Raw genomic sequence first — 25,128 nt, 5'->3', positions numbered from 1 at the left:
GAAAAATGAACTATAGATTGAATTTATAGTTAACTCCCCAGTAAACGTCGCTAATATGCGCGCGGTACGTTCATCTATCTGCGCCGTTGTTGGGCAATTTGCGATTTTCACTTGCTTAGGTTGGTATATTTAGCGTAGCGTCAAGTCAGAATCCCTGAAGCCACTCGTTATAAATTGGAATTTTTGGTCACTTTTTGGTTGGATTCATGTAATAGGTCGTGGGCTTGCAAGCGGGTCCGGCGCCGGTGTCGGGGGTCCAAGGCAGTCGTGTCATTGATCGGGCGTGATGGACCCGGAGCTGGAGTGTGCGCTAGCATATTTGCTTTCGTGCGATGCGGTAAGAGAGGGATTACTTCGTGTTTCAGAGTTCAGCAGCTGATGTCAGCGAGCCATCCAAAGCATTAAAGAAATGCAAAGGGGGGCTTGTTTTCATTGGAATAGCAAGCGCGCTTATCAATGTCCTATACCTTACAAGTTCATTTTTTATGCTTGAGGTGTATGACCGGGTCATTCCCAGCAAAAGCATACCTTCGCTGGCTGTTCTGGCAATACTTGCGTTGATGCTTTACACGTTTCAAGGAGCGTTCGAGGTTCTGCGAAGCAGGATGCTGGTGCGTGTTGCCGGAGCGCTTGACGAGATGGTGAACGGGCGCGTGTTCCGGGCGCTGATCAAGGCTCCGTTGAAGGTCAAAATCGGCGGCGACGGGCTTCAGCCGTTGCGCGACTTCGACCAGATCAGAACCTTCCTGTCCGGCCAAGGCCCGACAGCGATGTTCGACCTGCCATGGTTGCCGTTCTATATCGTGATCTGCTTCCTCTTTCATCCGGCGATCGGATATATCGCGATTGGTGGATCGCTGGTTCTCGCCATCCTGACGTTCATGACCAATCAGGGAACGCGTACGCTCTCAAAAAAACAATCTGACTCCGCCAATATGCGAAATGCCTTCGCGCAGACCTCGATCCGCAACTCCGAGGTCATCCACGCCATGGGCATGGCAGGCACGATGGCCGAAATCTGGGACCGCAAGAACAGTGAATACCGGACGATCACCCGGCAGGCATCGGATATCGGCAATGGATATGCGACCTTGTCGAAAATTTTCCGTATTGCTTTGCAATCGGGAACGCTCGCGACCGGCGCAATCCTGGTCATTCAGGGGCAGGCTTCTTCGGGCATTATCATCGCCGGCTCGATATTGACCTCTCGCGCCCTGGCGCCTGTCGAAGCGGCGATCGGGAATTGGCGTGGTTTCGTTTCTGCTCAGCAGAGCTGGGCGCGGCTTTCGAGCCTGCTGAAAACCATTCCCGACATTCCGGCCCCCCTTGCACTCGCGGCTCCTACCAAGCAAGTCACTGTCGAAGGACTGGCGAGCGGGCCACCGGCGGGTCAGCGCCTGGTCATTTCGGATGTCAGCTTCGGCTTACGGGCAGGGAGCGCGCTTGGGGTCATTGGGTACAGTGCCTCGGGTAAGTCGTCGTTGGCGCGGGCGATGATGGGTATCTGGCCGACCGTCAGAGGATCCATTCGCCTCGATGGCGCAGCACTCGACCAGTGGGACGGCGACGCACTTGGCCGGCATATCGGTTATCTCCCGCAGGATGTAGAGCTTTTCTCGGGAACTGTTGCCCAGAATATCTGCCGTTTTGCGAAGGAAATGTCGCCTGAGAGGGTGGTTGCCGCGGCGAGGGCGGCGCGTGTTCACGATCTCATCCTTCGTCTGCCGAACGGCTACGAAACCGAAATCGGCGAAGGCGGTGCTGCGCTTTCGGCTGGCCAGAGACAGCGTATCGCGCTTGCAAGAGCGCTTTACGGCGAGCCATTCCTCGTCGTGCTCGACGAGCCAAACTCCAATCTCGATGAAGAAGGCGAGCGGGCGCTGAGTGCCGCGATCATGAGCGTGCGGGCGCGGGGCGGCATTGTGGTCGTCATCGCACATCGATCCGGCGTTCTGGCGGTCTGCGACTTCGTGCTGATGATGCAGGACGGCCGCATGATCGCCTTCGGTCCCAAAGAGGAAGTTCTGGCAAGGGTCAGCCGGCCGGAGGCGGCGCGCACGCCGATTGCCGAGCGCGTGGCCCAGCTTAAAGTCGTGGTCGACGGCATGAATGCGGCCGAATAGGCCAGAGGGAAGATTGTGAATAAAGATATCAGTGAATCGAAACGCTCCCTCAATCGGCATGTTGCCGTTGTCGGCGTACTGTCGATAGCCCTCGTTTGCGGCATTGGCGGTTGGGCGGCGACGACAGAGCTTTCGAGCGCCGTCATCGGCGAGGGCGTGATCGTCGTCGACGGCGATGTCAAGAAGGTCCAGCACCTGACAGGTGGTATCGTGTCGGAATTGCTGGTTTCCGAAAACGACCATGTGACGGCAGGGCAGGTGCTGATACGGCTCGATGGGACGACGACGAGAGCGAATCTCTCGATTGTCGAAAGCACGCTTGCTCAGCTTTATGCGCGCCGCGCCCGTCTGAAGGCGGAACGAATCGGTGCCGATTCGTTCGAGGTCGAGGAAAACATCAGGGATCTGACATCCAGCACCTCCGCAGAGAAGCTTCTCGATGGCGAGCAGAAGTTGTTCGACAGTCGCAGGACGGCGCTTATCGGAATGAAGAGCCAGTTGGCATCGCGCAAGGACCAACTGGGCGAGCAGGTAAAGGGGTTGGTCGTTCAGATCAATGCCACCAACGATGCCTTGGGCTTGATCGAACAGGAGCTCGAGGGCATTGACACGCTCTACAAGAAGGGCCTCGTCACGCTTCAGCGTTTGAATACGCTCAAGCGCGCCCGCGCCGATCTCCAGGGCAACAGCGGCCAGGAAATCGCAGCTAAGGCGGAGGCCGAGGGTAAGGCAATCGAGATCGATCGCCAGTCGATCCAGCTGGATGAGGATCGTCGTTCGGAGATTGCAAAGGACCTGACCGACGTCGAGGCGCAGATCGCCGAATATGAAGAACGCCGCGGAACCGCAGTCGATCAGCTGCACCGTCTCGACATTACCGCACCGTTGACTGGGCGAGTTCACGAACTTTCGGTTCACACCGTCAATGGTGTCATCGATCCCGGTCAGACGTTGATGCTTGTCGTTCCCGAAAATAACGAGCTTACGGTCCAGGCGAAAGTCGCCACCCGCGATATTGATCAGGTTCATGTCGGCCAGTCAGTCGATGTGCGTTTCAGCGCTTTCGATCAGCGCACGACGCCTGATGTGGCCGGTGAGATTACCTCGATCGCGCCCGATATCGTCAAGGATGAGCGCACGGGCATCAGCTACTATCCCCTGCGCGTCAAGCCGAAAGCTGAAAGCATTGCCAAATTGAAGACGATAAAACTCTATCCCGGCATGCCGGCGGAGGTCTTCATCAAGATCGGCGATCGGACCGTGATATCCTATCTGACGAAGCCGCTGACCGATCAGATGCAGCACGTATTTCGCCAGGAGTGATTGGCGGCTGTTTCACGCCGTTAAGAGCTCCGACGTTTCAAAGCTGCCGTTGTCATCTACCAGGAGGGGGATTGGACGGTTTCGCATTGCTCGAACAGGCATGCGCGGCCATTTCACGAAATTGTCTCAAGCCTGCTGCAAGGTCTCCTCATGATTTGTTTGGAGTTTTGGCGAGCGGTGCTGATTGAGAGGCGACCGGTCTATGGACTGGTTCTGTTTCTGGCGTGTCTGTTGATGCTTTCGGCGGTCAGGAACGGTTATGCCGATCGTCCTGTGCCGCTGAAAATAGTGGCCTTCGGAACATCCTTGACGGCGCGAGGGGGATGGCAGCCTGCCCTAGAGACGGAGCTTGCAACCTGCTTGCAGAAGCCGGTGAAGATCGAGAGCGTTGCAAAAAGCGGTGAAACGTCACTGTGGGCTCTGACCCAGATCGATCGCGTCGTTGCCGAGCAGCCGGATATCATCCTGATTGAGCTCTACGCCAATGATGCGACATTGCATCGGTTCGTGTCGCTTGCGCAAAGCCGAAAGAATATTGGCGACATCCTCGACCAACTCCAGCAGCGCCTGCCGCAAGCGCGGATCATCGTCATGGCCATGAATCCGTTTTCAGGATTGCGTGGGCTGATCCGTCCCTTTGTCGACAGTTATGTCTCCGCACATGAGGCGGAGGCGCAAAAACGTGGTCTGGAGTTTGTCGACCACCGGCCCAATTGGGAGCGCCTGACGCCGGATGATCTGGCCACGGCAATTCCTGATGGCGTGCATCCTCTGCCCGACATAGCCTCCAAAATCATTGCGCCTGAGCTTGTCAAACGTATCGCCGGTAACAATTGCGGAGAATGAAAATTCGCTCGTAAGCGTCAGAGGCTATGACGGCTCTCGGGGTCAGACTGCCGTAATATAGTTTTTCAGGTAGGTGACCAGTGAAGCCCGACCGGCTTCCGACGAATCTTCGTGAGATGGGCTATCCAGCTCTTCGAGCAGATAGTTCCGGAGATCGTCATCGGTGTGTGCGACATAGATGCCCGGCCGGCCGACGAGCTGGCTCACCGTGGCGAGCTGATGATCGTTTCGGTGCTCGCCGAGAGCCGCCTGTCGGGGAACGAGAATGATCGGCTTTCCAAAACGCTTGGCCGTAAGCACGGTGCCAATTCCCGCATGAGAAACGATGACACTTGCATCGCGAAAGACGTTATCAAAGTCTTTGGGCTCGATATTCTTGATCCATTTCATATTCTGTGGCGTGTAGGTGCCCTTGCCGATCTGCGCCAGAACCGGTTTCGACAGTTCGTTTGCGAAGGTGTCGACAGCCTTGACGAGGCGATCAAACGGCAGTTGCGTTCCGACGGTGACAAGGATCAAAGGACAGCTCCTGCGTAATGGGGGCCATCCGGCCTCGACAGATGTTGCCATTGCGTGAGCCAGAGCGTAGCAATATGGCCGGCCAGTTTACCCGATAGGGACAGCTTCTCGACATTGGCGACGCTGTCGATCCAGATCGTCCGCTTGCCCGTCAATTTGCCGGCCAGCAGGCAAAAAAGCCCGGGTGCGGCACCGGTCGAGATGATGACGTCGGGCCTGTGCTTGATGACGATGGAGAAGGCGGTAAAAAAGCACCGGATCGACATGGTAATCGAGTCGCGGCTGCAATCGGGAAGGACTAGTCCGCCGCGAATGTCGTATTTTGCAAGCAGTCCCGGGATGGTCGTTGCAAAGACGATATCGCAGCCCTCGAATGCGCCGCGCATGGCCATCAGCTGTTCCCAGTGGCCGCCTCCTGACGAGGCAGCGAGAACCTTCAATTTTTTCTCAGTCATAAACAGGCATCTCCTATATTTGACCGATGGATAAGGGCGAAAACCGTTCTGTTCGAACAGCGTTTGCGTCACGATAGTTCAGTGGAAGTGTACCATTTCTGGCCCGGTTGGTTGAAGCCACGAAGTTGATAAACCGGCAATTATGCATGATGTTTTCGTCTGAAACAGCATAACGGCCAAATCTCATCCGAGCGCGCCCGCGCAAATGATCAGTGAGCGGCATTGGGTTTGTACTCCTGATATGCATGTCCGAGAATCCCGTTAACCATGCCCGCGCCGCGCAGAACATGGGTGAGGGCACGCATGCCCCAATAGGGTGAAATCAGGATCGCCGGCAGCATGGCCAGCCCAAGCATGACTCTCGTGGCGCCATAGGCCGCTCGGTAGATCCGGCGCTTCAGGTTGCCGTGCAGGACCTCGCTGACTGCGAAGGTATTGCCGAGCCGGTATTGTCTTTGCAATACCCATTTCCAGGTCATCCGGCTGGCCGGAACGATATCATGGACAAGCGCCTTGTCAGCCCAGAAGACCTGCATGCCACGGCGGATGGCTTGGTTGAAGAAAAGGTAATCCGTGCCCCCGGTGAAGCGCATCTTCTCTTCAAAACGCAGATTCCATGAACGGATCAGGGGATAGTCGAACATGACGTTGTTCGATGCCGCATAAGAAATGCGTTGACCGTCCTTGTTCTTTTTACGCTCGAACACCCTTGCCTTGATGAAATATTCCGGCGGGTTTTCTGGATAGACCGGTTGGACGGGGCCATAGACGCAATCGGCGCGGTTTTTCTCCCGTGTCTCCAGCATCGCATCCAGCCAGCTGTCGACGGGCCATTCGTCATCGTCGAGAAAGCAGAAGAGGTCAGTGCCTGGAGGTGCCGAGTCCAGTGCACGATTGCGTGCAAAGGGTATGCCTTGGTTTTGTTCAATGACGTAGATCAGGTCGTAGGCACCTGTTTGGCCAAAGCTCTCTACCGTGGTCCTCGCGCTGCCGGCCGCGTCATTATCCACGATCACCATGGTGAGATGATAGGGACGGTCCGGATGCCGGATTTGGCGGGTCATGACGTCAAGCAGCTTGGCGATCCCGTCGAGGCGCCGATAGGTCAGCACACCGACGGCAATCTTCAGCGGTGCGGCGCCTGCTTCTGCGCCGACGGATGAACGCGGAAAAGTCTCTTGCTGATTCATGACTGTCCTCTCCGCAGCATATTTCCCAAACGCTTGCGCGCCGCCATCAAGGCCACTTCGGTCGCGGCAGCATCGCCGAACGGACCGCCGGCCACTGTGTTGCGAGCTTCGCTCGGGAGCTTCAGAAGCGATGTCGTTTCGGCAATTCCGCCGGCCACGAGGCTCTTGCCGAGTGCCTGGAGGCCGTCATAGCGGCGTGCCAGTTCCAATCCTGTCGCGATCATGATCCGCGGGCGCAGTGTTTTTGCCCTGCTTGTGCCCGTATAGCGGTTCGAGGCATGAATGCGTTGAAAGGTCAGCGGTGTTTCGACGATGGCGCCGCGACCCAGATAGGCGGCTGCAAATTTGATGTAATTGTCGCTGAGGACGACGTCTTTCGCGACAGACATTGGCAGGATCTGGGACAGCAGCTCGCGGCGGAAGCTCAAGCCGGAGGTCGGCACCGGAAGCGAGGGAAAGCCGCCTTTGCGCAGCGTGTCCCGCTTGTCGAACAGCGTCACCTGCAGCTCCGCGGGAGGCTGGTCGTCTTCATTGGTCGTCACGCGGTCGAAGCACCAGTCGATCTCGTTGCGATCGTAGATCTCGGCGATGCGCGCGAGTTTGCCCGGCAAAAACGCATCATCGGCATCGAGGAGAAAGAGGATATCGCCGCTTGCGGCCGCAAAACCCGCATTGAAGCTCGAGGCCTGGCCGCCATTTTCCTTCAAGACGGTCAGGATCCGCTCGCCATAGGAAGCAAGAATCTCATGGGAATCATCGGTGGAGCCATCGTCGACCGCGATCACTTCGAAATCGGGATAGACCTGCGACAGAACACTGTCGATGCATGGGCGCAAATACTGGCCGTAATTGAAATTGTTGATAAGCACCGATAATTTCAATGCACCACCTCCTGCGCTAGTCGACCAGAATGATTTACTGCCGGTGCGTATCGGCGAAGTCCGGCGCGGTAGCCACGCATGTAATAGTACTTCCAGATGGCCCAGAACCGCTTCTTTGATCGCGGCAACGGATAAAGGAGGGCTGCCCGAACCGCCCAGTTGGCGCTCTCGATCCAGGTTCTTAAGGGGATTCCCCCGATCCTTATACCTTTTGGAATATCCTCGGCGAAGAGCGCTGGCATTCCATAGCCAAGACGTTCCCCACGCTTCTGTACCCAAGCCTCTGTCACGCTAGAGGCTGGAATCCAGTGATGAACAATGGCCTCAGCGCACCGACAGGTTTTCACGCCGCTTCGGGATAGGCGGCTGACGATTTCCGTATCCTCTCCCATTGCGAAAAGACCTCCTGGAAGCGGCCCGATATCTTCGCGGAATCGAATATTGCTGCCAAGCAATTCGCGACGCACAGTCGTGTTCGGACCCCAAATTTTTGTCGGGTCGCATGGGCCACTGGATTCCTGGTCGGCTATGGCGAAGGTTGATCCCATAGGAATCCAGTCCAACAGCGGATCCCCATGGGGATAATGCTCCCAATTTGGAAGAATTCGGCCGCCGATAACGCCGAAATCCGGGTTCGCCTCCGCGCATGCAGCGATCGAACTCAACCAGTTCGCATCTGCCTCGACGTCGTCGTCCGTAAAAACGATCAGCGCTCCTCGAGCGATCGCCAGAGCTGCGTTCATAGCGCCTGATTTGCCTGGGCGGGTATGATTAACAACAACAATTGGAAGCTTCTTTGCATATTGATCGAGAAGCTCCTGTGTTTCGTCTTTACTGGCGTTGTTGACGGCAATCAGTTCCCATTGTTCGACTGGAAGGGTTTGCCCCAACATCGAATCCAGCATCTGTTGAAGCCGTCTGCTGGCGCCGTTGAAGGACGAAAAGATGACACTAATTCTCGGATCCGTCATCAAACCCACTCGCCTCCTAACGCGCGAAAATCCTGCCCGCTGCCTCCGCAGTTGGAGCACTTCCTGTCGATGCCGCGGTTTAGTACTTTCGTCATTTGGCACCGACCTGAGAGTAGATCGTTTTATTCATCGTAGATCGCTGCTTGAGAAATTGGCGCAGGATCCCGTGTCTCACCGACTGCGCCCAGAGCAATTTGAAGCGAACGCCGCTTGGCGGAAATCTCTTGACGACAACGCTGGCCGGCACCATCAGAAGCCATCTCAATGCGCTAGCGATGGGCAGACCGCCAATTTTCGTTTTGCTGTCGAAGAGGTCCGGCCGAACGATAACCAAGCCCATGCCATAACGCTCGCCGCGCCGCAAAACCCAGCCTTCGTTCACATAGCCCTTCCTGACAATGTGCCGAACCCTGGGACGTCGCGAGTGAAAAGCCTTGGCTCCATTCTTCTCCAACCTGAGAGCGAAAGCAGTATCCTCACCCATGGGGAACTGAGCGACAGTGGCATCCGGGCCGAGGCCGTCGTGAACGATATAACCGGATCCTAAAATGGAACGACGGAAGGCCGAATTCGGCCCAGATATCAATGCCGCTGAAATCGGCCCCTCGGGTAAACCGTCATTTAGCGCATAAAGAATCCCCAGATGCCCGTATTTGATGAGCCACGATGCCGGCCTTTCCTCCCATTCGGGCGTTATTAGGCCGCCGAATATGGCAAACTGTGGCTGCTGATCCGCCAAGGTGAGAAACTGCTCGATCCAATCCGGCGCGGGAATGACGTCGTCATCGGTTAAAATGACGAGTTCACCCTCCAGATGGCGGAAGCCCGAAGTCAATGCGTGTTGTTTGCCTTGTTTTAGCTCACAATAAACTTCCAGTGGAAGCCGCGCCTTAAAGGAATTCAAGACTGATGCAGTGTTGTCGCTGCTGTTGTTGTCGACCGCGACGATTTTCCATTCTTCCTTCGGTAGGGTCGAAGCGCATAGTGCGTCAAGCATCGTTGGCAGGGTTTTCTCGCCGTTATAAGTTGAGAACAGTATTGTGACCTTGACTTTGCTCATTTGATGCTCCGGACCTCATTTTGGTCTGATCGCTCCCCAGTGCGGATTGGGTCACGCCTTACCGATGACTTGGCCTGCCATAGAACGCTGTCGCTGCGTGGCCGCATACTGCCATAAATTGCCGATGGGCACCGTAGATTTTAAATTACTGCCTCCTCGGCAATGAATTACTGTGTCATCGTCTGAGAAACGTATCGGCGAATTCCGGCGCGATAGCCGCGCATGTAGTAATATTTCCAGATCGCCCAAAAACGTTTCTTCGATCGCGGCATGAGATAAAGCATTGCTGCCCGGCAAGCCCATTGTGCGCTTTCGATCCAAGTCGGAAGCGGAACTCCGCTTAACCTCACCCCTCCAGGCACCTCGTCGGGAAAGAGCGCCGGCATGCCGTAGCCAAGCCGCTCGCCTCTTTTCTGTACCCAATCCTCCGTCACGCTCGATGCCGGGATCCAATGATGGACCACGGCTTCTGCGCATCGATAGGACTTGGCGCCACTGGCTGCCAGGCGAATGATGATTTCCGCATCTTCACCCATGGCAAAAATCTTTCCGGGAAGAGGACCGATATCTTCGCGGTAGCGCACGCTTGTTCCGAGCAGCTCTCGCCGGACGATCGTATTCGGGCCCCAGACTTTCGTCGGGTCACACGGTCCGCTTTGGGTGTCATCGACTATCGCAAAGGTGGATCCCATCGGAATCCATTCGATAAACCTGTCTTTTGGCTCTTTCTCCCATTCAGGAATGATTCTGCCGCCGAAGACGCCATAACTCGGATGGGCTGCGGCGCAGTCGACGATCGCTTTCAGCCAGTTCGGTTCGGCACGAACATCGTCGTCCGTAAAGACGACGAGATCCCCCTTCACCCGATCCAGGGCCATATTCAGCGCGCCGGACTTTCCCGGCTTGCGCTGCTGCAGGATGGTGATGGGAAGCTTGTCGCTATAGGTTTCCAAAAGATCAAACGTGCCGTCATTGCTATTGTTGTCGACGGCTATCAGTTCCCACCGATCATGGGGAAGCTCTTGGCGCACCAAGGAATCCAAAGTATGGCGCAGCCGGCGGCTGGCGCCATTGTAGGATGAAAAGAGCACGCTGACCAATAGATCCGACATCAGTTAACAACCCTCTTGGTGAAGTCGAAAGAGAAGAGCTTCATATTTTGACCGCCTGTGCGATGTTCGAAAGGGATCGACGCTTACGCGGGGTTCGACCGCGTTTTACCGAAAAACTCGCGCCTGTGACCCTCGCCGAGTATCCTCAGCCTACGAAGATTGCGCAACCACCGCCGCGGTTTGGTGAGTACGCCGCGGTTCAGGAAATACTGTCGCAGCAGGCTCGGTGCCTGACTATGCGATCCGCCGTGGGCGACTCGATAGACCGCCCCGCGAAAGGGAAGCTTCGTGAGCGGCGCTCCCCGTTGCGCAAGAATATCCGCTATTCGGACATGGCTGCCCAGCATCGACTTGATCCAATCGAGCGAAGCATCCTCAAAGCGTTCCGGCAGTTCGTAGAGATCTGCACGAATGATCAATGAGGTACCGCAGAGATGGCTGAAGTCGTCGTGGCCAAACAGGAAGTTGCCGCCATCGTCCCAGATATAACCATGGTCGATCGTCCATCCGTTGGCGTCCCGATGATCGGACACGTGTTGAACGATTCGCGAACTGACGAAATCGTCGTCATCGACAATCATGAAGAAGCGACTGTCGATGGCGTTCAACATGCCGCTCAGAACGCGACGGCCTTTGTCTGCCCGGAAGGCATCAAGGAAGTCTTCCTTGCTGCCCCTTCCAAGCTCATGCAGGTCGTTCGGCGGAAAGGTGACACGCACGGCGGAGAATTTTTCCGGCAGGTCAGGCAGATCGGCGCCTTCGTTTGCCACGATGATGCCGCGCCAGTCCCCATTGGTCTGGTTGGAAATGGAAGCCACGGTCTGGGTCAGATTTGCCTTCAGCCTGCTCCAGTCGCGGGCATTGTCCTGATGTCGGACCGGGATAATGAAGGTGACAAGTGTCATCGGATTACCTCCTGATCCTGCAAGCGGGCAGCGTCTCTGTCATCCGCGCGCTCCTTGCCCGGCCTGGTGACGCGCCCACTCGATTCCATCTTCAAGCGATGTTGCCTTGTATGAAAGGTCGGTCCCGCCGGAGAAGGCATTCATGAAGCGGCGGATCTTTCCGTAGCTGTTGTCCAATACGGCATGCGGCCGGCCAAGCAGCAGCGAGCAGATATGGACATGCAGGCGATCAGTAACGATGGCGCGAGCGCGTGAAATCTGGCTGATGCCGCGCTCGAAGCGGTTGTGCGCTGCGGCGTCCAGCTTGCGCAATGCCACTTCGCTCGGCTTCAGTGCCAGGAAAGCCGAAGCTGCCCCCAACTTCTTGGCGATATCAACCTTGCGTTTCGACTCGGTGATCCAATCTTCCACGGGAATATCGGAAGGGATCTTGCGATCGGTGCCGCCAACCCGTTCCGCATCCTCTCGCAGCATGGCGAGGACAGAAATTTGCGTAGCCCTGTCCGGCAGCGGCCCGATGGCGAAGGCCATGTCGGGGCATAGCCGGACGGTGCAGTCGAAGTGCTTCTCGGAAAATTCCTTCGATTCTTCATCGCGCACGAGCAGGACGAAATTCTTATGACGCGCGATTGCGCGTGCGGATTGCTCGATGCGCTCAGGTGAACTGTAGTGGATAGACTGCGGGAACTGGACGATCTGCCGATCCGGGAAACGCTCCATGATGGCTTCGCGGAAATCCTGATGGGAAACCCAGATGTCGCCGAAATTGCCGCCGCCATGAATGAAAATCGGACCGGTCGGCACGCGCTTTTTCAGCTCATCTGCGGAGAAGTCCGCCGTTCTCGAAACATAGTCCGGGCGTTTGCCGAAGCGATCCTTCAGATAGGCCATTTCGCCCAGCCAGATTGCGGAGTCGCCGCAATTGCGGATGTCGGGGAAATCAAGGATTGCAAGCGGTTCATCGCGTGAGACATAGTCTTTCAGGCAATCATGGATCATACCATTAAGTTTTGCGATCAGCTCCGTTCTGGATTGGCTGGTCATTCTGCCTCTCTTGTTGATGTTCGTTTAGCTTCAGGCCGACTTGGGTACGGCAATACGTTTTGCTTTTGACAGGAACTTGACAATGATGCGGTGAACTTCAGTTTCCGGGCCGTCCGGCTTCTTCATCGCAAGCCAAAGAACAAAGCTCGATCCGACATAGATGATGCCGCCGGTGATAACCAGAACGGCGAGATGAAGGGCTAAGTGCAGCTTGTCGGTGGGCATGCTGAGAATATTGGACAATCCCCAGACGCCGGCGGCCATCAAGGCGACGCTGGCAAGCGCACGGAAGTTGGCCGCGAGCTGCTGGAAGAATGGCAGGTTGATCAAGCGCTTGACGAGAAGCATGTTGACCACGGTGGAAATCAGGCCCGTCAACACGCGTGCATAAACGACGCCCGGGAGCCCGGCCATCATGAGACCAGCGATGATGATGGGAACGCGAACCACCAGCATCTGCGAGTCGCGGATAAACAGCATTTTGGTATGACCCTTTGCCATGCCCAGCGGCTGGACAAGCGAACCCAGCGTCTGCAGGGCAAAGACCGATGCGAGCGCCTGGACGATGAAGATCGCAGGAACCCACTTCTCTCCCAAGGCAAGCCGCATCATCGGATCAGCCACGACAGCCATGCCGATTCCCGCCGGAAGCGCCACCGCCGCCAGGAGCGCCTGTGCGCGCTGATATGCCGCGATCAGCCGGACCGGGTCGTTGCGGACTTTGGAAAAGCCCGGATAAATCGTCTGGTTCAACGGCGCTGTGGCCTCACGGGTCGGCAGCGTCGAAAGGGTGTTGCCGACAGTATAGTGGCCAAGCTGCGTAGCGCCCAGCATCTTGCCGATCAGCAGATATTCGATCCGCCAGTTCAGCGTGTTGACAATCTGCCCTGCCGTCAGCCAGAGCGAGAAGGAAAACAATTCCCGCGCATGCCGGAAGGTTATGCGCGGCCAGAACGGCAGAACAGTGTAGGAAACGATGATATTGGTCACTTGATAGGCGAGGGTGCCGATAACGAGAGCCCAATAGCTCTGGTAGATCGCGGCAATTGCCACCGTCACCACGAAGCCGACTAGCTTTTGCGAGACGTTGAGTACGAACTCCTGCCAGAAGATCAGATCGCGCTGGAGCATGATACGGCGCGGATTGGCCAGACCGCTCAAGAGCAGGCTGAAACTCAAGGCAAGCATGACGCTCGTCAGCCGAGGCTCGTTATAGAATTCGGCGATCGGATAGGACGCGGCGGCAAACAACAGTGCCAATATCGCGCTTCTGGTCACGCTCAAGGTCCAGACCGCGCTGAAGTGAGTTTCGCTGGGCGACTCGTGGCGAATAAGTGCCTGATTGAGCGAGAGTTCGGTCACCGAACTCAAGATGATCTGGATCGTCGTTGCAATGGCGACGAGACCAAAATCTGCCGGCAGGAGATACCAGGCGAGCACAAAGGTGCTGAGTGCCGAAAGCCCGTTAACGATGGCGCGAGACAGACTCAGCCACATGCTACCCCGAATCAATCGGTCGGTAACGCTGCTCATGGGCGAACGACTCCTGAGGTCTGGGATATTGACGATTTGAGGGGCGCGCAGGCCCCTCCAGAGTGCCTCTTACCCTTGCGGAAGCAAAGAGCGTTGGTAGCGTCGGAAAGCATCATGCCTTCTTGCCTCGTCGGAAACCCGGTTTGCGACATCACAGGGCGCTTACCGCCTTCTTGGAAAAATCTTGCTTCAGCCGATCCAGCTCGACCAGCATTTTCTCGTGCGCGCTTACGATAGCCTCGTCGGAGCTGAGCTGTCCCGGCTTTTCAGCCACCCGCTGCAAAGTTTTGATCGTCGAGCCGAAGACATAGTTGCCGGTCAGCTGCCGGATGCGGCGGTGACGGAACGTTATGTTCTTCAACAGGTATGTGTTTTTCCGCACCAGCGACGCGCCTGCTTCAACGAGGTTGGACGGGCCGATCGGATCGAAATCGATCTCCAGATCGAGCGCACTAGCCCAATCATACCACTTGGCGCGATTGCCCGGCGCAATCGGCCGGATCGCCCGCCAGGGAACGCGTAGCGCATCTGATATAATGCAGCCATGCATCGCTTCGGAGACCACCTTATGCGATGCGCTGATTTCGGTCAGAACCTTTTCCACCGACCAGCGGGGATCGATATAGTGAATGCCGGCGAGATCGCAGACCTTGTCCCAGCTGCCGTACATGGCGCTTTCGTAGTGCGGCATGAAGGAGACCGGGTAACTCTTTTCGATGCTTTTTGCATCCCAGCAGCTGCGCGTGAGGATGCCCGAATCGCCGATGGCGTAGCTCGGATCGATGCCGAGGACCTCGGCGGTCTTCTTTCCACGCACGAAATAGAAGGTCCAGTTGCCGTCGACTTTCGGCGGGTTGGTGTAGCCGCCGTAACCCGAGCCGAAGACGATCTTCTGTATGTTCGGGTCGAAATTGTCGTAGAGGATCGAGCCGATGCCGAGAAAGAGCTGGCTTTCGTCCTCATCGAAGAAGCTGGGCAGCAGACGCTCCCAGAGCCAATGGTTCAGTTCGTCGCCAAAATTCTCGTGTTTCCCCCGGTAGGCAAACATCTTCATCGTGCTTCTCCAGTCGGCAAGTGCGTCACGATCTGCGAGACCGTCTCGTCTTCGCGTGCCATGCGTCCGTAACGCGAAATGATCTTGATGTCGCTGCGGATAATCTTTGCCGGATTGCCCGCCACGAGCGAGCGCGGCGGCACGTTCTTGGTCACCACCGAGCCCGAGCCGATGACACATTCGTCGCCGATTTCGACGCCGGGCAGAATGATGCTGCGGGCGCCGATGAAGCAGCGCTTGCCGATCCTCGTGTGGAGGTAGAGCCCGCGTGTGAGATCGTGGGTGAGAATCGCAGCCTCAAAGGCGACGTAAGTTTCCGCGCCGATATGCAATCCCTTCGGATTGGTCTTGTCGAAACGAACGCTCAAGGAAAAGCTTGCCGTCGGATCGATGTCCATTCCCCAGAATTTCGTATAGTAGAGCCATTTGGCCGTCACAATGCTGTTCCGCAGCGGCCGAAATACATTCAGTCCCCACTTCGGCTTTTTTCCTGTCTGCACCATCAAGTCCGACCCCGGCTGGAAAATTCGTCTAGCACGGAACTGTAATAGTCCTCGAGCATACCCGTTTGGCGACGTAAGTCGAAACGCTCGGCCACCAGAAGCGGTGCCCGCGCGCTAAAGGCTGTCCACAGAGCCTGGTCGTTGAGCAGCCTTCCGACCGCCTCCGCCATTCCCGCGACATCCCGCTCCTCCACGAGATAACCAGTTTTCCCCTCTTCGATCGCTTCGCCCACGCCTCCCGAGCGAAATGCGACGACCGGAGTACCGACGGCTTCCGCCTCTAGATTGGCGAGGCCGAAAGCTTCGGCGTGACCATTGTCGAGGGTCACGCTTCCATGAAGATAAAGCTCCGCACTGGCGAGCAGATCTCTTATCTCAGTCTGCGACAGATTTTCATGGATCGTGACGCTTGGCAAGGAACGACGCGCCAGTGCTTCGATTTCCTCCTTCAACGGGCCCTGGCCAACCATGACGAATTCGACCGGGGTGCCGGCGGCGGCCACCCGTGAAAGCGCATCGATCATGAAACGATGGCCCTTATAGTCGACGAAGCGGGCAATTGAAACCACGAGCCCTTTTTTTCGCGGACGAGGCTCCATTTTGAAGAGATCGAGATCGATGCCGATATGATGGCGATAGACGCGTTCGGCACGAAAGCCGAGCGCCAGCAGCCGGTCGCGGATGAAATCGGAAACGGCGATGTTCCAGCTGTTCCAGCCGGCCATCTCGCTCCGGCCCTTGGCGAAGAAGCGCACCTGATTGAAGCCGCCCGGCTTTTTCGGATCACCGCGATAGGTGGCATCGAAGCCGTGGAACGTCGTGACCAGCGGCTTGCCGGCGGCGCGCGCCAATGGGCCGATGACATACCCGTTCTTGCCAAAATGGGCATGAACGAGATCGGCTTTTCCGATCGCGGGAAAGAGGAAGGGGAGACCGATCTGCGGGATTTTCAGAAGCAGTTCACCGGCCCGTGCAACGGGCGACCGACGGATGTCATGAACCGGAACAGTGGATTTTTTTGTATGGGCCGAAGAAATTCGCGAGCCAGCAAGAATTTCAGCTTCGAAAGAACGAAACGCTACCGCCTGATTGAGAACAAATGCCTGGCTGGCAGGCAAAAATTTTTCCACATAAATAACGGCTTTTTTCATGAATCTGTTTGCGTCTCCGTTGTCTTGCGCATCACATCGCCTCTATTGCCCGCCGGATCCCATCAACCGCACTTCTCGGCGCATTGTTTTCGTCGTAAAGATTAACGCGCTTCGTGCAAGCCGCAGCGGGATCGGTCGCTTTCTCATCGGGCTCGCCGTATTTTTCCGACATGCCCCATACCGTCACGCCTTTCAAGTCACCATGTTCGGCGGCGACAGTGATCACCTCGCTGAAAATAGCGGCGTAGGATGCCGGCGTGAAGGCTTTGTCGCGGTTCAGGAAGTGACAGGACGCATCCAACTCGGTGATGAAAACGCCGACACCCATGTCCTTCAGCGCCGCGCAGAAGCGCCCCATTCCTTCCGGATCGACCCGGTCGAGGCCGGGGCGGAAATGCGCCTGCAGGCCCACTGCATTGATCGGCGTTTTTTTGGCGACGAGATCCTCGACGATTTTCAGGGTGCGCGCGCGCTTCTGTTCGAACACGTCGGATTTTTTCTCCAGATGCGTTTCGTTGAGCACCAGCGTCGCGCCGGGATTGGCCTGGTGCGCCATGTCGAAACTCATACGGATATAATCGTCGCCAAGAAGGCGTCGGAAAACACAATCCCGCAGATCCGGTGCATCATACTCCAACGGTTCGTTTACCACATCCCAAGCATCGATCGAGTTCTTATAGCGAGTGACAACCTGTTTTATATGACGGTTCATCGTCGCCTGAATGGTCTTTGCGTCGGTGATATCAGACACCCAGCCCGGGACGCGATACCAGATCAGCGTATGGCCATAAACCCTCATGTTGTTTTTGCGCGCAAATGCAACCATACGGTCGGCGCTGCCGAAGCTGAAAACACCCGGTCTCTTTTCCGTCGCACTCCACTTCAGTTCGTTTCGCGGCGTTATTGAATTGACGTTGTCGATGTAGATCTCGGCAGCGATTGGATCTTTGATGTTTTGCAAATCGATTGCCGATCCGAATCGGAACGACCTCCTGTCGGCAAGGACGCGCAGGCCTGCAGCGGCAGGCGCCTGTGCCAGGGCCTGGCCCGTACGGACATACAACAGAGCGAGCGGAACCGAGGCGAGGAAACGTCTTCTATTCATTCTATCTCTCACTGTTAGCTTTTTTCATGTCCGTGGTGGAATTTGAAAGGCCGGGCCCGTCGGCACCGATCCATCACGAGATTCGCGTTCAATTCAGCAGGGTAATACAACCTCAAATATACTTTCCCGGCAGGGGATATTATTGGTGTCTGCTAGACTCTTCAGCATAACCCAAGATATAAACCGCTCGGGGAGGGCGCGCGCGATGGAAGATTGGTCCAGCTATCTAATGAGCTATTTTCATATGGCATTTCAAAATGCCGTTTTTTTTATGGCGACCATTCGAAACGGTCTCTCTGCTCTCGATGACTGGCAGTTCGCGGTCCTTGTTCTCGGCATCATCGGCATCATTTCCCTCCCGTTCGCAGCGCTGGTCAGAATGTCGTGGCGGTTGCGCCGATCGGAAATCGTCATTCGCTCGCTGAACGAAGAGCTTGCGCAAGTCACGCAGGACCTCAATGTCGAGCGTGTCTGGCGTCTGGCGGGTGGGGACAGCACCGAACGGCCGAGTGCGGACAGTTTGAAAGAGCTCTACAAGATAATGGCCAGACATCACGACGATGCACGTCACATGGCGTGATCAGTCCGTGCATGGGATGAAGCCGAGGACCTAATGCCGATGTTCCTGACTTTCAGCCGGCGCTTCGGTATGGGGAGTCTCGGAGACTGACTGCGGTTGCGCGCTGTCGATCTCGACTGCGGGGTCCGGCAACGGCAGCCATCTTCTGCCGGAAAAATAATTTCTTGTACTTTTCTGAGGTCCTGAAGTTGCATCCAGCGAGAGCGTGAAGTTGTAATTCCCGGGATTGAGCACCTCGCGGGTGAAGCCGATACTGGCTCCGAAGCCGTCTTCCTTGATGTCCTTCAGATTCTTGATCGCGTTCAGGGTCTCGTGAAAATCGAGCCATTGCGGTTGCCGCAGCATGATTTCGAAAATTCGCAGAATGGCGGGATCGAGCTGGCCATTTTCATCGGTCTCCGGATTGATGATTTTCACGCGCATATTGTTGATCGTGCCGGTGGCGTCGCCGCGAACGATGACGAAGATGGAGCTCGGGAGCTGATCCTTCTCCCGCTTGCCGCTCTGCTCGAAAAAGCATTCAAATGTATCGGCGTTGAAACTCGCCGCCGCCCAATCGCTGGTTTCGATGCCGGCATTGCGCAGCGCCGCACACATTGCGGCGCCGGATATCCGCCATGTTCGCAGGAAAGTCGAGGCGGTCTGTACCACCGGCGGTTCGATGACATGCAATGGAAGCATGAAGGTGGCCGGTGGTATGGGGCGGGGAAGGGCTTTGGGGGGAGGCGGACTGACCTCCTGGGGAAAGAAATCGAAGCCAAAATAGTGGCTAACCGTCTTTAAGTGTTTCATGTTGTTGGAAAGCAGGACCGTTCCCATGACCAGCGAGAGGGAAATCGTCAGCAGCAACCAGAAGACCACGGGAACCCGCGGTTTCCCCACCGGCTGTTTTGCATATGCGGACGGCGAATTATCGGGCAAGCTTGTCTTCTCCGGCGCGCGAGAAGGGGTTTCGATCGGGCTGTCTAAATCCAGCAGTATACATTTATCCGTTAAATATCTTTGGCTTCTTGTCGGCAATTGGGCACCTTTGTGCCTCGTCATTGGGCATATCAAGTTCTGGTCGAAAAACACGCTGAGCACGCTGCTGCTGGATGCCGGCTTCGACAATGTTCGTTTTGAGTATGTCGGAAGAATTCCCGTTTTCGCCAAGTCGATGATCGCCGTTGCGCAAAAACCTCTCAGAGAGGTGTTGGAGCGGCCGTGATTTCGGATAGCATTCGTCGGCTGCGAAGTGCGCGATAGAGAGCGCGGGTGCACCCGCGCCAAATGGTGCTGCTGCGATAATCCACAGGTTGTTTTTACTGTGTGCGCTGCTGAAAAAAATCCTCACGAAATATTTACTTTTAGTTGCATTCTTGCTTAAACTCTCCATTATACAGTCGGGCGTGCTGATCAAGCGGGAGACTTATTCACATGAAGGCTAAATCGCCGAATTCGATTGACGTCTATGTTGGCAACCGCGTGCGCGTTCGGCGAAAGACGCTCGGGATGACCCAGAACGGCTTGGCCGAACTTCTGGGCATTACCTTCCAGCAGATCCAGAAATACGAAAAGGGAACGAATAGAATAGGCGCTAGCCGTCTTCAGCGCATATCCGAGATTCTTCGCGTGCCCGTCGGCTTTTTCTTCGAGAACGGCGGCTCCGGACCGGTCGACGGCGCGACGAATGAATTGAACACATTTTTGTCCTCGAAGGAGGGGCTGGCGCTCAACAAGGCATTCATCGCCATCGAGGATCCGAATATCAGGCAAAAGCTGGTGGCGTTGGCCAAAAGCCTGGCAGTCGCGGGATTGCCTGACAGCGACAGTGAGCTGCAGGATTCGGTTGTGAACAGCTAAGGACGGATCGTGCTCCACCTGCAGACATTCGGCGATCTGCGGTTGATCGAGACGAATGGCGACCCGGTTCGCTATCCGATCAAGGGCCTGTTGATGATGGCCCATCTCTATGCCGGCGCGAGCCATGAACTCAGCCGTTATGAATTGGCTCAGTTTCTATGGAATGACGTCGAATCCGAGCTGGCGCGGCTCAATCTGCGCAAACTGCTTTCCCGCATCCGCGAGACGGACGGCGGACGCGCCGAAATTCCCTTCGATTTCACCGCCACCACGGTTCGTCTCAACACGCAGGCGGTTTCCAGCGATCTGGATATTTTTCGCGCCGGCGGTTCGCCGCTGGAGCGGCTGAACGCGATCGCCGAACTGACCCAGCGTGGGTTCATCGGAAATATCAAACCAGCGACAAAGCTGATAGACGCCTGGATCAGAGCGCAACGGGACGCTCAGGCGCTGCAATTGCGGCAGGCACTGCTGGATGCGTTGCCGGATGCGCAAAAGCCCGGCGCTGCGCGCTCCATTTCCGGCGCCGCCCTGCAGATCCTCGAACGGGATCCGAACGACGAGCAGGTCAGAGCCCTGCTGCACCGGCTATCCGGCGGTTCGTCCCTCAGCGAGAGATTGCCGAACGGCGACGGCCATGCCAGGGTGCAGGTTAAGCGTTCGGAGGCCGGCGGTGAGACAACCGCCGACATCGAACGCGTATCGCAGGCGCCGCTGATCCTACCTCGGCTGGTGCTGCTTCCCCCGACATCGAAACATGCCGATGCCGGGCTTGCGCTTGCCAACGCCCTGATCGAAGACGTCACGATCGAACTCTGCGCGCTCAGAAACATTTCCATCGTAGCGCCCCATACGGCCGGCCAGATCCGGCGCGACTCCGAGAAGGCTGCCGTGGTCGCCCGTCACTCGATCGCCTATCTTCTGGATACACGGCTTTCCGAAGAGGGATTGTTCGCCCAGCTGGTTTATTTTCCCACGGACGAGATCATCTGGGCTAATCGCTTTACGATGACGCCCGATATATTGCCGCGTCAGAGACGACTGATTGCGCAGCAGTTGACCATGTCTGTCGCCCGCGAGCTGGCTGAAAACGAGGAAGAGCGCTTACGCTTCGAAGCCAATCCTGAGGCCTATCACGCCTATCTGGTCGGCTCGAGCCTTATGAGCAAGTTGACATTGCCGCATATCCGCCGGGCCCGAAAAGCTTTCAAGCAGTCGCTGTCGCATAAGGCGGATTTCTCTCCGTCATTTACCGGGCTGGCGAGGACCTTCACCAGCGAGTGGCTCGTGACGGCGCAGGGAAACAATGAGCTGCTGCATCTGGCGGAGCAGAACGCGCTTCGGGCCATCGAGCGGGATCCGGCATCGGCGGCGGGCCATCGCGAGCTTGGTGTCACCAAACTCTATCTCGGCGATGTCGATGCCAGTGTCGCCGCACTTGATCTGGCCGAACAACTCAGCCCGCATTTTGCCGATGTCATCTACAGCCATGCCGACACGCTCGTGCATGCATCCCGCCCCGGCGACGCGCTCGCCAAGATCAGAAGAGCGATTTCGCTCAATCCGATCGCGCCTGATGCCTATCTCTGGTGTGCTGCGGGAGCGAGCTTCTTCCTTGAACAGTACGAGGAGGCCATCGCCTATGTTGAGGCGATGAAAGACAAAGCGCCGGCCCATCGCATCGCCGCGGCCAGTTGCGCAATGATCGGCGATCGAAAACGGGCGCTCTTCCATCGGCAACGGGCCGAAAGTATCAACCCGGTCTTCGACGTCGAGAAGTGGCTCGCCATCGTTCCCTTCAAGGAAGATTGGCAAAAAAAGCTTTATCGTGAGGGCCTGTTGAGGGCTGGTTTTTAACAATAGCTGAGGGGCATTACATGGCGAAAGCTGTCATTATAGGTATACCGGGTGAGGCGGGTCTCTGGCTTGCCGATCTCGACGCGGGTACGGTCAAGCCTCTCAATCCGACGGGGGAATTGGCGACTGCAAACGGCCTGCGCAAGGCCGGCGGCACGTTCGTGAAGAGCGTCGACCTCGCCGTCGCGGTTTCCTCGGCGCAGGTTGCCCTTTCCGGTCACGTCGACGGCTGAGCCGGTATTCTGACACACCGGTCCATATATTCCGACAGGGTTATGTCGCCGCGGGAAACCCTTTCCCGCGTCGAACCTCTTTTGGCCGGGTTCGGCATCACCAGGGTTGCGCGACATACCGGACTGGATGATATCGGAATCCCCGTCTGGTGCGCATACACTCCGAATTCCCGCTCGATCGTGATTGCCCAGGGAAAGGGTCTGACCGATCTTGATGCCAAAGTATCCACCGTCATGGAAGCCCTCGAACGGGCGGTCGCCGGCGAACCCACCGTCGATCTCGTCCGCGGCACCTCTTCCCGTCTGCAGGCAATGGGGCACAAGACCGACGCGCTGAACTGCCTGACCGCTGTCCATAAACCCGATCTCGGACCCGACGAGGAGACGGAATGGGTTGCCGGCGTCAATATTCTCACCGGCGAGGCGGTCTATATCCCCTTTGAAGCGGTGGTGCTCGACCGCACGCGTGACGCGCGATACTGGATGTCATCGGATGGCCTGGCCTCGGGAAACAATGTCGAGGAGGCGATCTTGCACGGCGTCCTGGAGCGTATCGAGCGTGATGCCCATGTGTTGTGGCAGGTGGGCGCGGAAGCGGATCGTTATGCCGGCTGCACCGATCCCCGCGGCTTTCAGGACGGCGCCCTGGACGGGTTGATCGACAAGATCGAAACCTCGGGATTGGCGCTCAGGCTCTTCGATATCACCAGCGACATCGGGATCCCCTGTTTCACCGCCATGCTGGGTCCTGGGGATTCCCTTCTGGGCCCCCGGGATTTTCACGGCAATAGGGACATTCGCCTCGTCGAGGTGACCGGCGGTACCGGGGCCCATCCGTCTCCCGTCCGCGCGGCCATTCGGGCGGTGACGGAAGCCGTGCAGTCCCGGCTGACCTATATCAGCGGAGCCAGGGACGATATTTCTCCCGCAACGTTCTCAAGATGGCTGCCGCCGCTGATGCGACAGGCCTTCGATGCGGTTGCCGCACCGCCCGCCGCTGCCATGGGCCGTGACGAGGCGGCAGGGTATCACCAGCAGGATCTGGCGCAGTTGCTGCAGCATGTGCTCGACGCGCTCAGAAACAGGCGGATCGTTTCGGTGATCGCCGTGCGCCTCAGCGAGAACACGCTTCCGTTCAGTGTTGTCAAGATTGTCATTCCCGAACTCGAAAATCCGGAGGGGGAGCGCGCCCGGCGGTTTGGAACGAGGGCGCTTGCCAGGGCAATAGGGTTTTGAAGCTCATTTTCGCAGGTCCCAGTCTTCCCGATGCGGCGTCGCTTGCCGGCGAGGGGATACGCGTCTTGCCGCCTGCCACGCAAGGCGATGTCCTAGCCGCGGTGGAGCAGGGTGCCAATGTCATCGGCCTGATCGACGGCGGCTTCGAATATGCCGCACCGGTCTGGCACAAGGAAATTCTCCATGCTCTGTCGCTGGGTGTCGCGGTTCTCGGGGCGGCAAGCATGGGCGCGTTGCGCGCTGCCGAATGTCATCCGTTCGGCATGATCGGAATCGGCCGCATTTTCGAAGACTATCGCACCGGCCGGCTGGTCGACGATGCCGCCGTCGCGCTCACGCACGCGCCGAGCGCGCTGGGCAGCAAGCCGCTGACGGTACCGCTCGTCAATGTCAGCGCAACGCTCGATGCGATGGAGGATCGCGGGCTGCTGGAAAGTCGGTTGCGCCAACAGCTCGACGATACCGCAAGCGCGATATTCTTCAAGAAGCGAACGTGGCGGGCGGTCGTCGAGCAGTGTGCAGGGCTGGCCGAGCCGGATCGTCAGCGACTGCTGGCGACACTTCTGTCGAACGCCGTCGATCAAAAACGCATCGATGCCTTGGGATTATTGAAAGTGGTGCAGGACGTCCGCGACATTCGCTCGACTGCCGATCAGCCCTGGAAACTGCACAACACCTCATTCCCCACGCGCCCTGCATTGTGAACTGAAATCGGCAATAGTCACCGAGGGTTGTGTCACGCTTTTTTCACGGGCTGGATCACCTCCACACGCGTATCATTTCTTCAATTCATTGGAGGAATGGGGCATGGGCGTGACATCGGTTGTCAAGATAGATGCAGACCAAGGGGCGGAAGACGGTCTGGAAGAGCTCGTCGCGTTGGCGCGGATGATCGCCTATGCGCGACAGGTCGCTCAGGATGTCAAACTCCCGTTCGCGACGAATTGCCTCGACCTTGCGCTCGAGGCAGTGAAGCAGGAAGTCGGGGAGGGCTTGACCAGGGAATTGGCCGAATTGAGCTCCCCGGTTCCGCAAGTGAGTGTGAGAAGTCATTAGTACGACGCGTCCGATAGGGCGCGCCGAGAACGCTTCATCACTTCAAACCCGCGCATAACCCCGAAAGTGAGCTTCGATCTTCGGGGTTATTGCGTGTGGTTGGGCGCAACCGCGCAGTCGTCAATCGAACGGGGCCGTTTGTTTCAAGCACGGATGGTTTCAAGCGAGGGGTAAGCGGCTTCGCTGACGTTGCCTCCGGGCAGGGAGGCGGCGCGATTTCGCACTCAATGTCTTCTGCACGACAAGCCGATCAACGACCGACCCTTCATCTCAATGGGTCAGGTTGCGCTTCTGGGCCAGCAACAGAATGTAATCGTCGGCAATGTCTGCGATGGCCATTGCGACTTCCGCCGGATCGCATCCCTCGACCTTCGTATTTGCAATGAACTGATAGACCGCCTTCTCGATCTGCTTCCGGCAGATCATCACGCGCTCATCGTAACCAAATTCCGGAATCTGCGATGCTATATCACTCATCAGGTCGGCTCCCTCACTACTTACAGTGACCATGACACAGATTATAAGTTGAGCAAGCAAATGCTTTATGAA

The 25,128-nt window shown here is 57.1% G+C and carries 26 protein-coding genes and 1 pseudogene; 11 read left to right on the top strand and 16 right to left on the bottom strand.

Annotation, left to right across the window (positions count from 1 at the left end):
* The first annotated feature begins 356 nt into the window (after positions 1 to 356).
* The 3 genes from BS630_RS21980 to BS630_RS21970 all read left to right on the top strand — a co-directional run bounded on the left by BS630_RS21980 (position 357) and on the right by BS630_RS21970 (position 4,292).
* Entirely contained in the window at positions 357 to 2,123 is a 1,767-nt protein-coding gene (locus BS630_RS21980) for a type I secretion system permease/ATPase (RefSeq protein WP_077979035.1), read from the top strand.
* Positions 2,124 to 2,138: 15 nt separating this feature from the next.
* Entirely contained in the window at positions 2,139 to 3,446 is a 1,308-nt protein-coding gene (locus BS630_RS21975; RefSeq protein ID WP_027663929.1) for an HlyD family type I secretion periplasmic adaptor subunit, read from the top strand.
* A gap of 150 nt (positions 3,447 to 3,596) precedes the next feature.
* A complete protein-coding gene (locus BS630_RS21970) occupies positions 3,597 to 4,292 on the top strand; it encodes an SGNH/GDSL hydrolase family protein (RefSeq protein ID WP_077979034.1) in 696 nt (231 codons plus the stop codon).
* Positions 4,293 to 4,334: 42 nt separating this feature from the next.
* Here BS630_RS21970 and BS630_RS21965 read toward each other — a convergent pair whose 3' ends face one another.
* The 14 genes from BS630_RS21965 to BS630_RS21900 form a co-directional block, all read right to left on the bottom strand.
* The gene (locus BS630_RS21965) at positions 4,335 to 4,811 is read right to left on the bottom strand and encodes a glycosyltransferase (protein WP_017961662.1); all 477 of its coding nucleotides are present in this window, start codon (positions 4,809 to 4,811) and stop codon (positions 4,335 to 4,337) included.
* A complete protein-coding gene (locus BS630_RS21960; RefSeq protein WP_011653119.1) occupies positions 4,808 to 5,266 on the bottom strand; it encodes a glycosyltransferase family protein in 459 nt (152 codons plus the stop codon). The genes BS630_RS21965 and BS630_RS21960 overlap by 4 nt, the downstream gene beginning before the upstream one ends.
* A 209-nt stretch (positions 5,267 to 5,475) precedes the next feature.
* The gene (locus BS630_RS21955) at positions 5,476 to 6,456 is read right to left on the bottom strand and encodes a glycosyltransferase family A protein (RefSeq protein WP_077979033.1); all 981 of its coding nucleotides are present in this window, start codon (positions 6,454 to 6,456) and stop codon (positions 5,476 to 5,478) included.
* Complete coding sequence (locus BS630_RS21950; RefSeq protein WP_025395608.1) at positions 6,453 to 7,337, bottom strand: glycosyltransferase family 2 protein; 885 nt, start codon at positions 7,335 to 7,337, stop codon at positions 6,453 to 6,455. Before BS630_RS21950 ends, BS630_RS21955 begins: the two co-directional genes overlap by 4 nt.
* Positions 7,334 to 8,308, bottom strand: a complete 975-nt coding sequence (locus BS630_RS21945; RefSeq protein WP_077979032.1) for a glycosyltransferase family 2 protein — start codon at positions 8,306 to 8,308, stop codon at positions 7,334 to 7,336. Before BS630_RS21945 ends, BS630_RS21950 begins: the two co-directional genes overlap by 4 nt.
* A 91-nt stretch (positions 8,309 to 8,399) precedes the next feature.
* Positions 8,400 to 9,368 carry a glycosyltransferase gene (locus tag BS630_RS21940; protein WP_077979031.1) on the bottom strand — a complete coding sequence of 323 codons (969 nt, stop codon included), beginning with the start codon at positions 9,366 to 9,368 and terminating at the stop codon, positions 8,400 to 8,402.
* A gap of 167 nt (positions 9,369 to 9,535) precedes the next feature.
* Positions 9,536 to 10,480, bottom strand: a complete 945-nt coding sequence (locus tag BS630_RS21935) for a glycosyltransferase family 2 protein (RefSeq protein WP_077979030.1) — start codon at positions 10,478 to 10,480, stop codon at positions 9,536 to 9,538.
* 83 nt (positions 10,481 to 10,563) lie between these two features.
* Positions 10,564 to 11,385 (bottom strand): galactosyl transferase, encoded by an 822-nt coding sequence (locus tag BS630_RS21930; RefSeq protein WP_077979029.1) that lies wholly within the window; start codon positions 11,383 to 11,385, stop codon positions 10,564 to 10,566.
* Between the two features lie 39 nt (positions 11,386 to 11,424).
* Positions 11,425 to 12,429, bottom strand: a complete 1,005-nt coding sequence (locus tag BS630_RS21925) for a polysaccharide pyruvyl transferase family protein (RefSeq protein ID WP_003561855.1) — start codon at positions 12,427 to 12,429, stop codon at positions 11,425 to 11,427.
* Positions 12,430 to 12,459: 30 nt separating this feature from the next.
* Complete coding sequence (locus tag BS630_RS21920; RefSeq protein ID WP_077979028.1) at positions 12,460 to 13,962, bottom strand: lipopolysaccharide biosynthesis protein; 1,503 nt, start codon at positions 13,960 to 13,962, stop codon at positions 12,460 to 12,462.
* 151 nt (positions 13,963 to 14,113) lie between these two features.
* Entirely contained in the window at positions 14,114 to 15,016 is a 903-nt protein-coding gene (pssM, locus tag BS630_RS21915) for an exopolysaccharide glucosyl ketal-pyruvate-transferase (RefSeq protein ID WP_077979027.1), read from the bottom strand.
* Positions 15,013 to 15,519, bottom strand: coding sequence for an acyltransferase (locus BS630_RS21910; RefSeq protein ID WP_003542119.1), 507 nt, complete (start codon positions 15,517 to 15,519; stop codon positions 15,013 to 15,015). The genes pssM and BS630_RS21910 overlap by 4 nt, the downstream gene beginning before the upstream one ends.
* Positions 15,519 to 16,670 (bottom strand): glycosyltransferase, encoded by a 1,152-nt coding sequence (locus BS630_RS21905; RefSeq protein ID WP_003542111.1) that lies wholly within the window; start codon positions 16,668 to 16,670, stop codon positions 15,519 to 15,521. Before BS630_RS21905 ends, BS630_RS21910 begins: the two co-directional genes overlap by 1 nt.
* Before the next feature lie 31 nt (positions 16,671 to 16,701).
* Positions 16,702 to 17,775: an endo-1,4-beta-xylanase gene (locus BS630_RS21900; RefSeq protein ID WP_077979026.1), complete on the bottom strand. Its 1,074-nt coding sequence runs from the start codon at positions 17,773 to 17,775 to the stop codon at positions 16,702 to 16,704.
* A gap of 205 nt (positions 17,776 to 17,980) precedes the next feature.
* Here BS630_RS21900 and BS630_RS21895 point away from each other — a divergent pair, with 205 nt between their 5' ends.
* On the top strand, positions 17,981 to 18,355 hold the full coding sequence (locus BS630_RS21895) for a hypothetical protein (protein ID WP_077979025.1): 375 nt from the start codon (positions 17,981 to 17,983) through the stop codon (positions 18,353 to 18,355).
* 30 nt (positions 18,356 to 18,385) lie between these two features.
* Here BS630_RS21895 and BS630_RS21890 read toward each other — a convergent pair whose 3' ends face one another.
* Complete coding sequence (locus BS630_RS21890; RefSeq protein ID WP_077979024.1) at positions 18,386 to 19,276, bottom strand: DUF6030 family protein; 891 nt, start codon at positions 19,274 to 19,276, stop codon at positions 18,386 to 18,388.
* A gap of 124 nt (positions 19,277 to 19,400) precedes the next feature.
* Between BS630_RS21890 and BS630_RS38565 the strand changes: the two are divergent.
* The 7 genes and pseudogenes from BS630_RS38565 to BS630_RS21855 all read left to right on the top strand — a co-directional run.
* Positions 19,401 to 19,600 (top strand): annotated as a pseudogene (locus BS630_RS38565) (class I SAM-dependent methyltransferase); the annotation flags it as partial.
* Between the two features lie 171 nt (positions 19,601 to 19,771).
* Positions 19,772 to 20,197, top strand: a complete 426-nt coding sequence (locus BS630_RS21880; protein WP_017961650.1) for a helix-turn-helix domain-containing protein — start codon at positions 19,772 to 19,774, stop codon at positions 20,195 to 20,197.
* 9 nt (positions 20,198 to 20,206) lie between these two features.
* Entirely contained in the window at positions 20,207 to 22,054 is a 1,848-nt protein-coding gene (locus BS630_RS21875) for a peptide antibiotic resistance protein (RefSeq protein ID WP_017961649.1), read from the top strand.
* 20 nt (positions 22,055 to 22,074) lie between these two features.
* Positions 22,075 to 22,287 (top strand): hypothetical protein, encoded by a 213-nt coding sequence (locus BS630_RS21870; RefSeq protein WP_077979023.1) that lies wholly within the window; start codon positions 22,075 to 22,077, stop codon positions 22,285 to 22,287.
* Between the two features lie 42 nt (positions 22,288 to 22,329).
* A complete protein-coding gene (locus tag BS630_RS21865; protein WP_077979022.1) occupies positions 22,330 to 23,523 on the top strand; it encodes a YcaO-like family protein in 1,194 nt (397 codons plus the stop codon).
* On the top strand, positions 23,520 to 24,227 hold the full coding sequence (locus BS630_RS21860) for a TfuA-like protein (protein ID WP_077979021.1): 708 nt from the start codon (positions 23,520 to 23,522) through the stop codon (positions 24,225 to 24,227). Before BS630_RS21865 ends, BS630_RS21860 begins: the two co-directional genes overlap by 4 nt.
* 103 nt (positions 24,228 to 24,330) lie before the next feature.
* On the top strand, positions 24,331 to 24,579 hold the full coding sequence (locus tag BS630_RS21855) for a hypothetical protein (protein WP_003542090.1): 249 nt from the start codon (positions 24,331 to 24,333) through the stop codon (positions 24,577 to 24,579).
* Between the two features lie 270 nt (positions 24,580 to 24,849).
* Here BS630_RS21855 and BS630_RS21850 read toward each other — a convergent pair whose 3' ends face one another.
* Positions 24,850 to 25,056, bottom strand: coding sequence for a hypothetical protein (locus BS630_RS21850; RefSeq protein WP_003542083.1), 207 nt, complete (start codon positions 25,054 to 25,056; stop codon positions 24,850 to 24,852).
* Positions 25,057 to 25,128 lie beyond the last annotated feature (72 nt).

This window comes from Rhizobium laguerreae, from assembly GCF_002008165.1.
Taxonomy (GTDB): domain Bacteria; phylum Pseudomonadota; class Alphaproteobacteria; order Rhizobiales; family Rhizobiaceae; genus Rhizobium; species Rhizobium laguerreae.
This window is presented reverse-complemented; position numbering and strand designations above follow the sequence as displayed.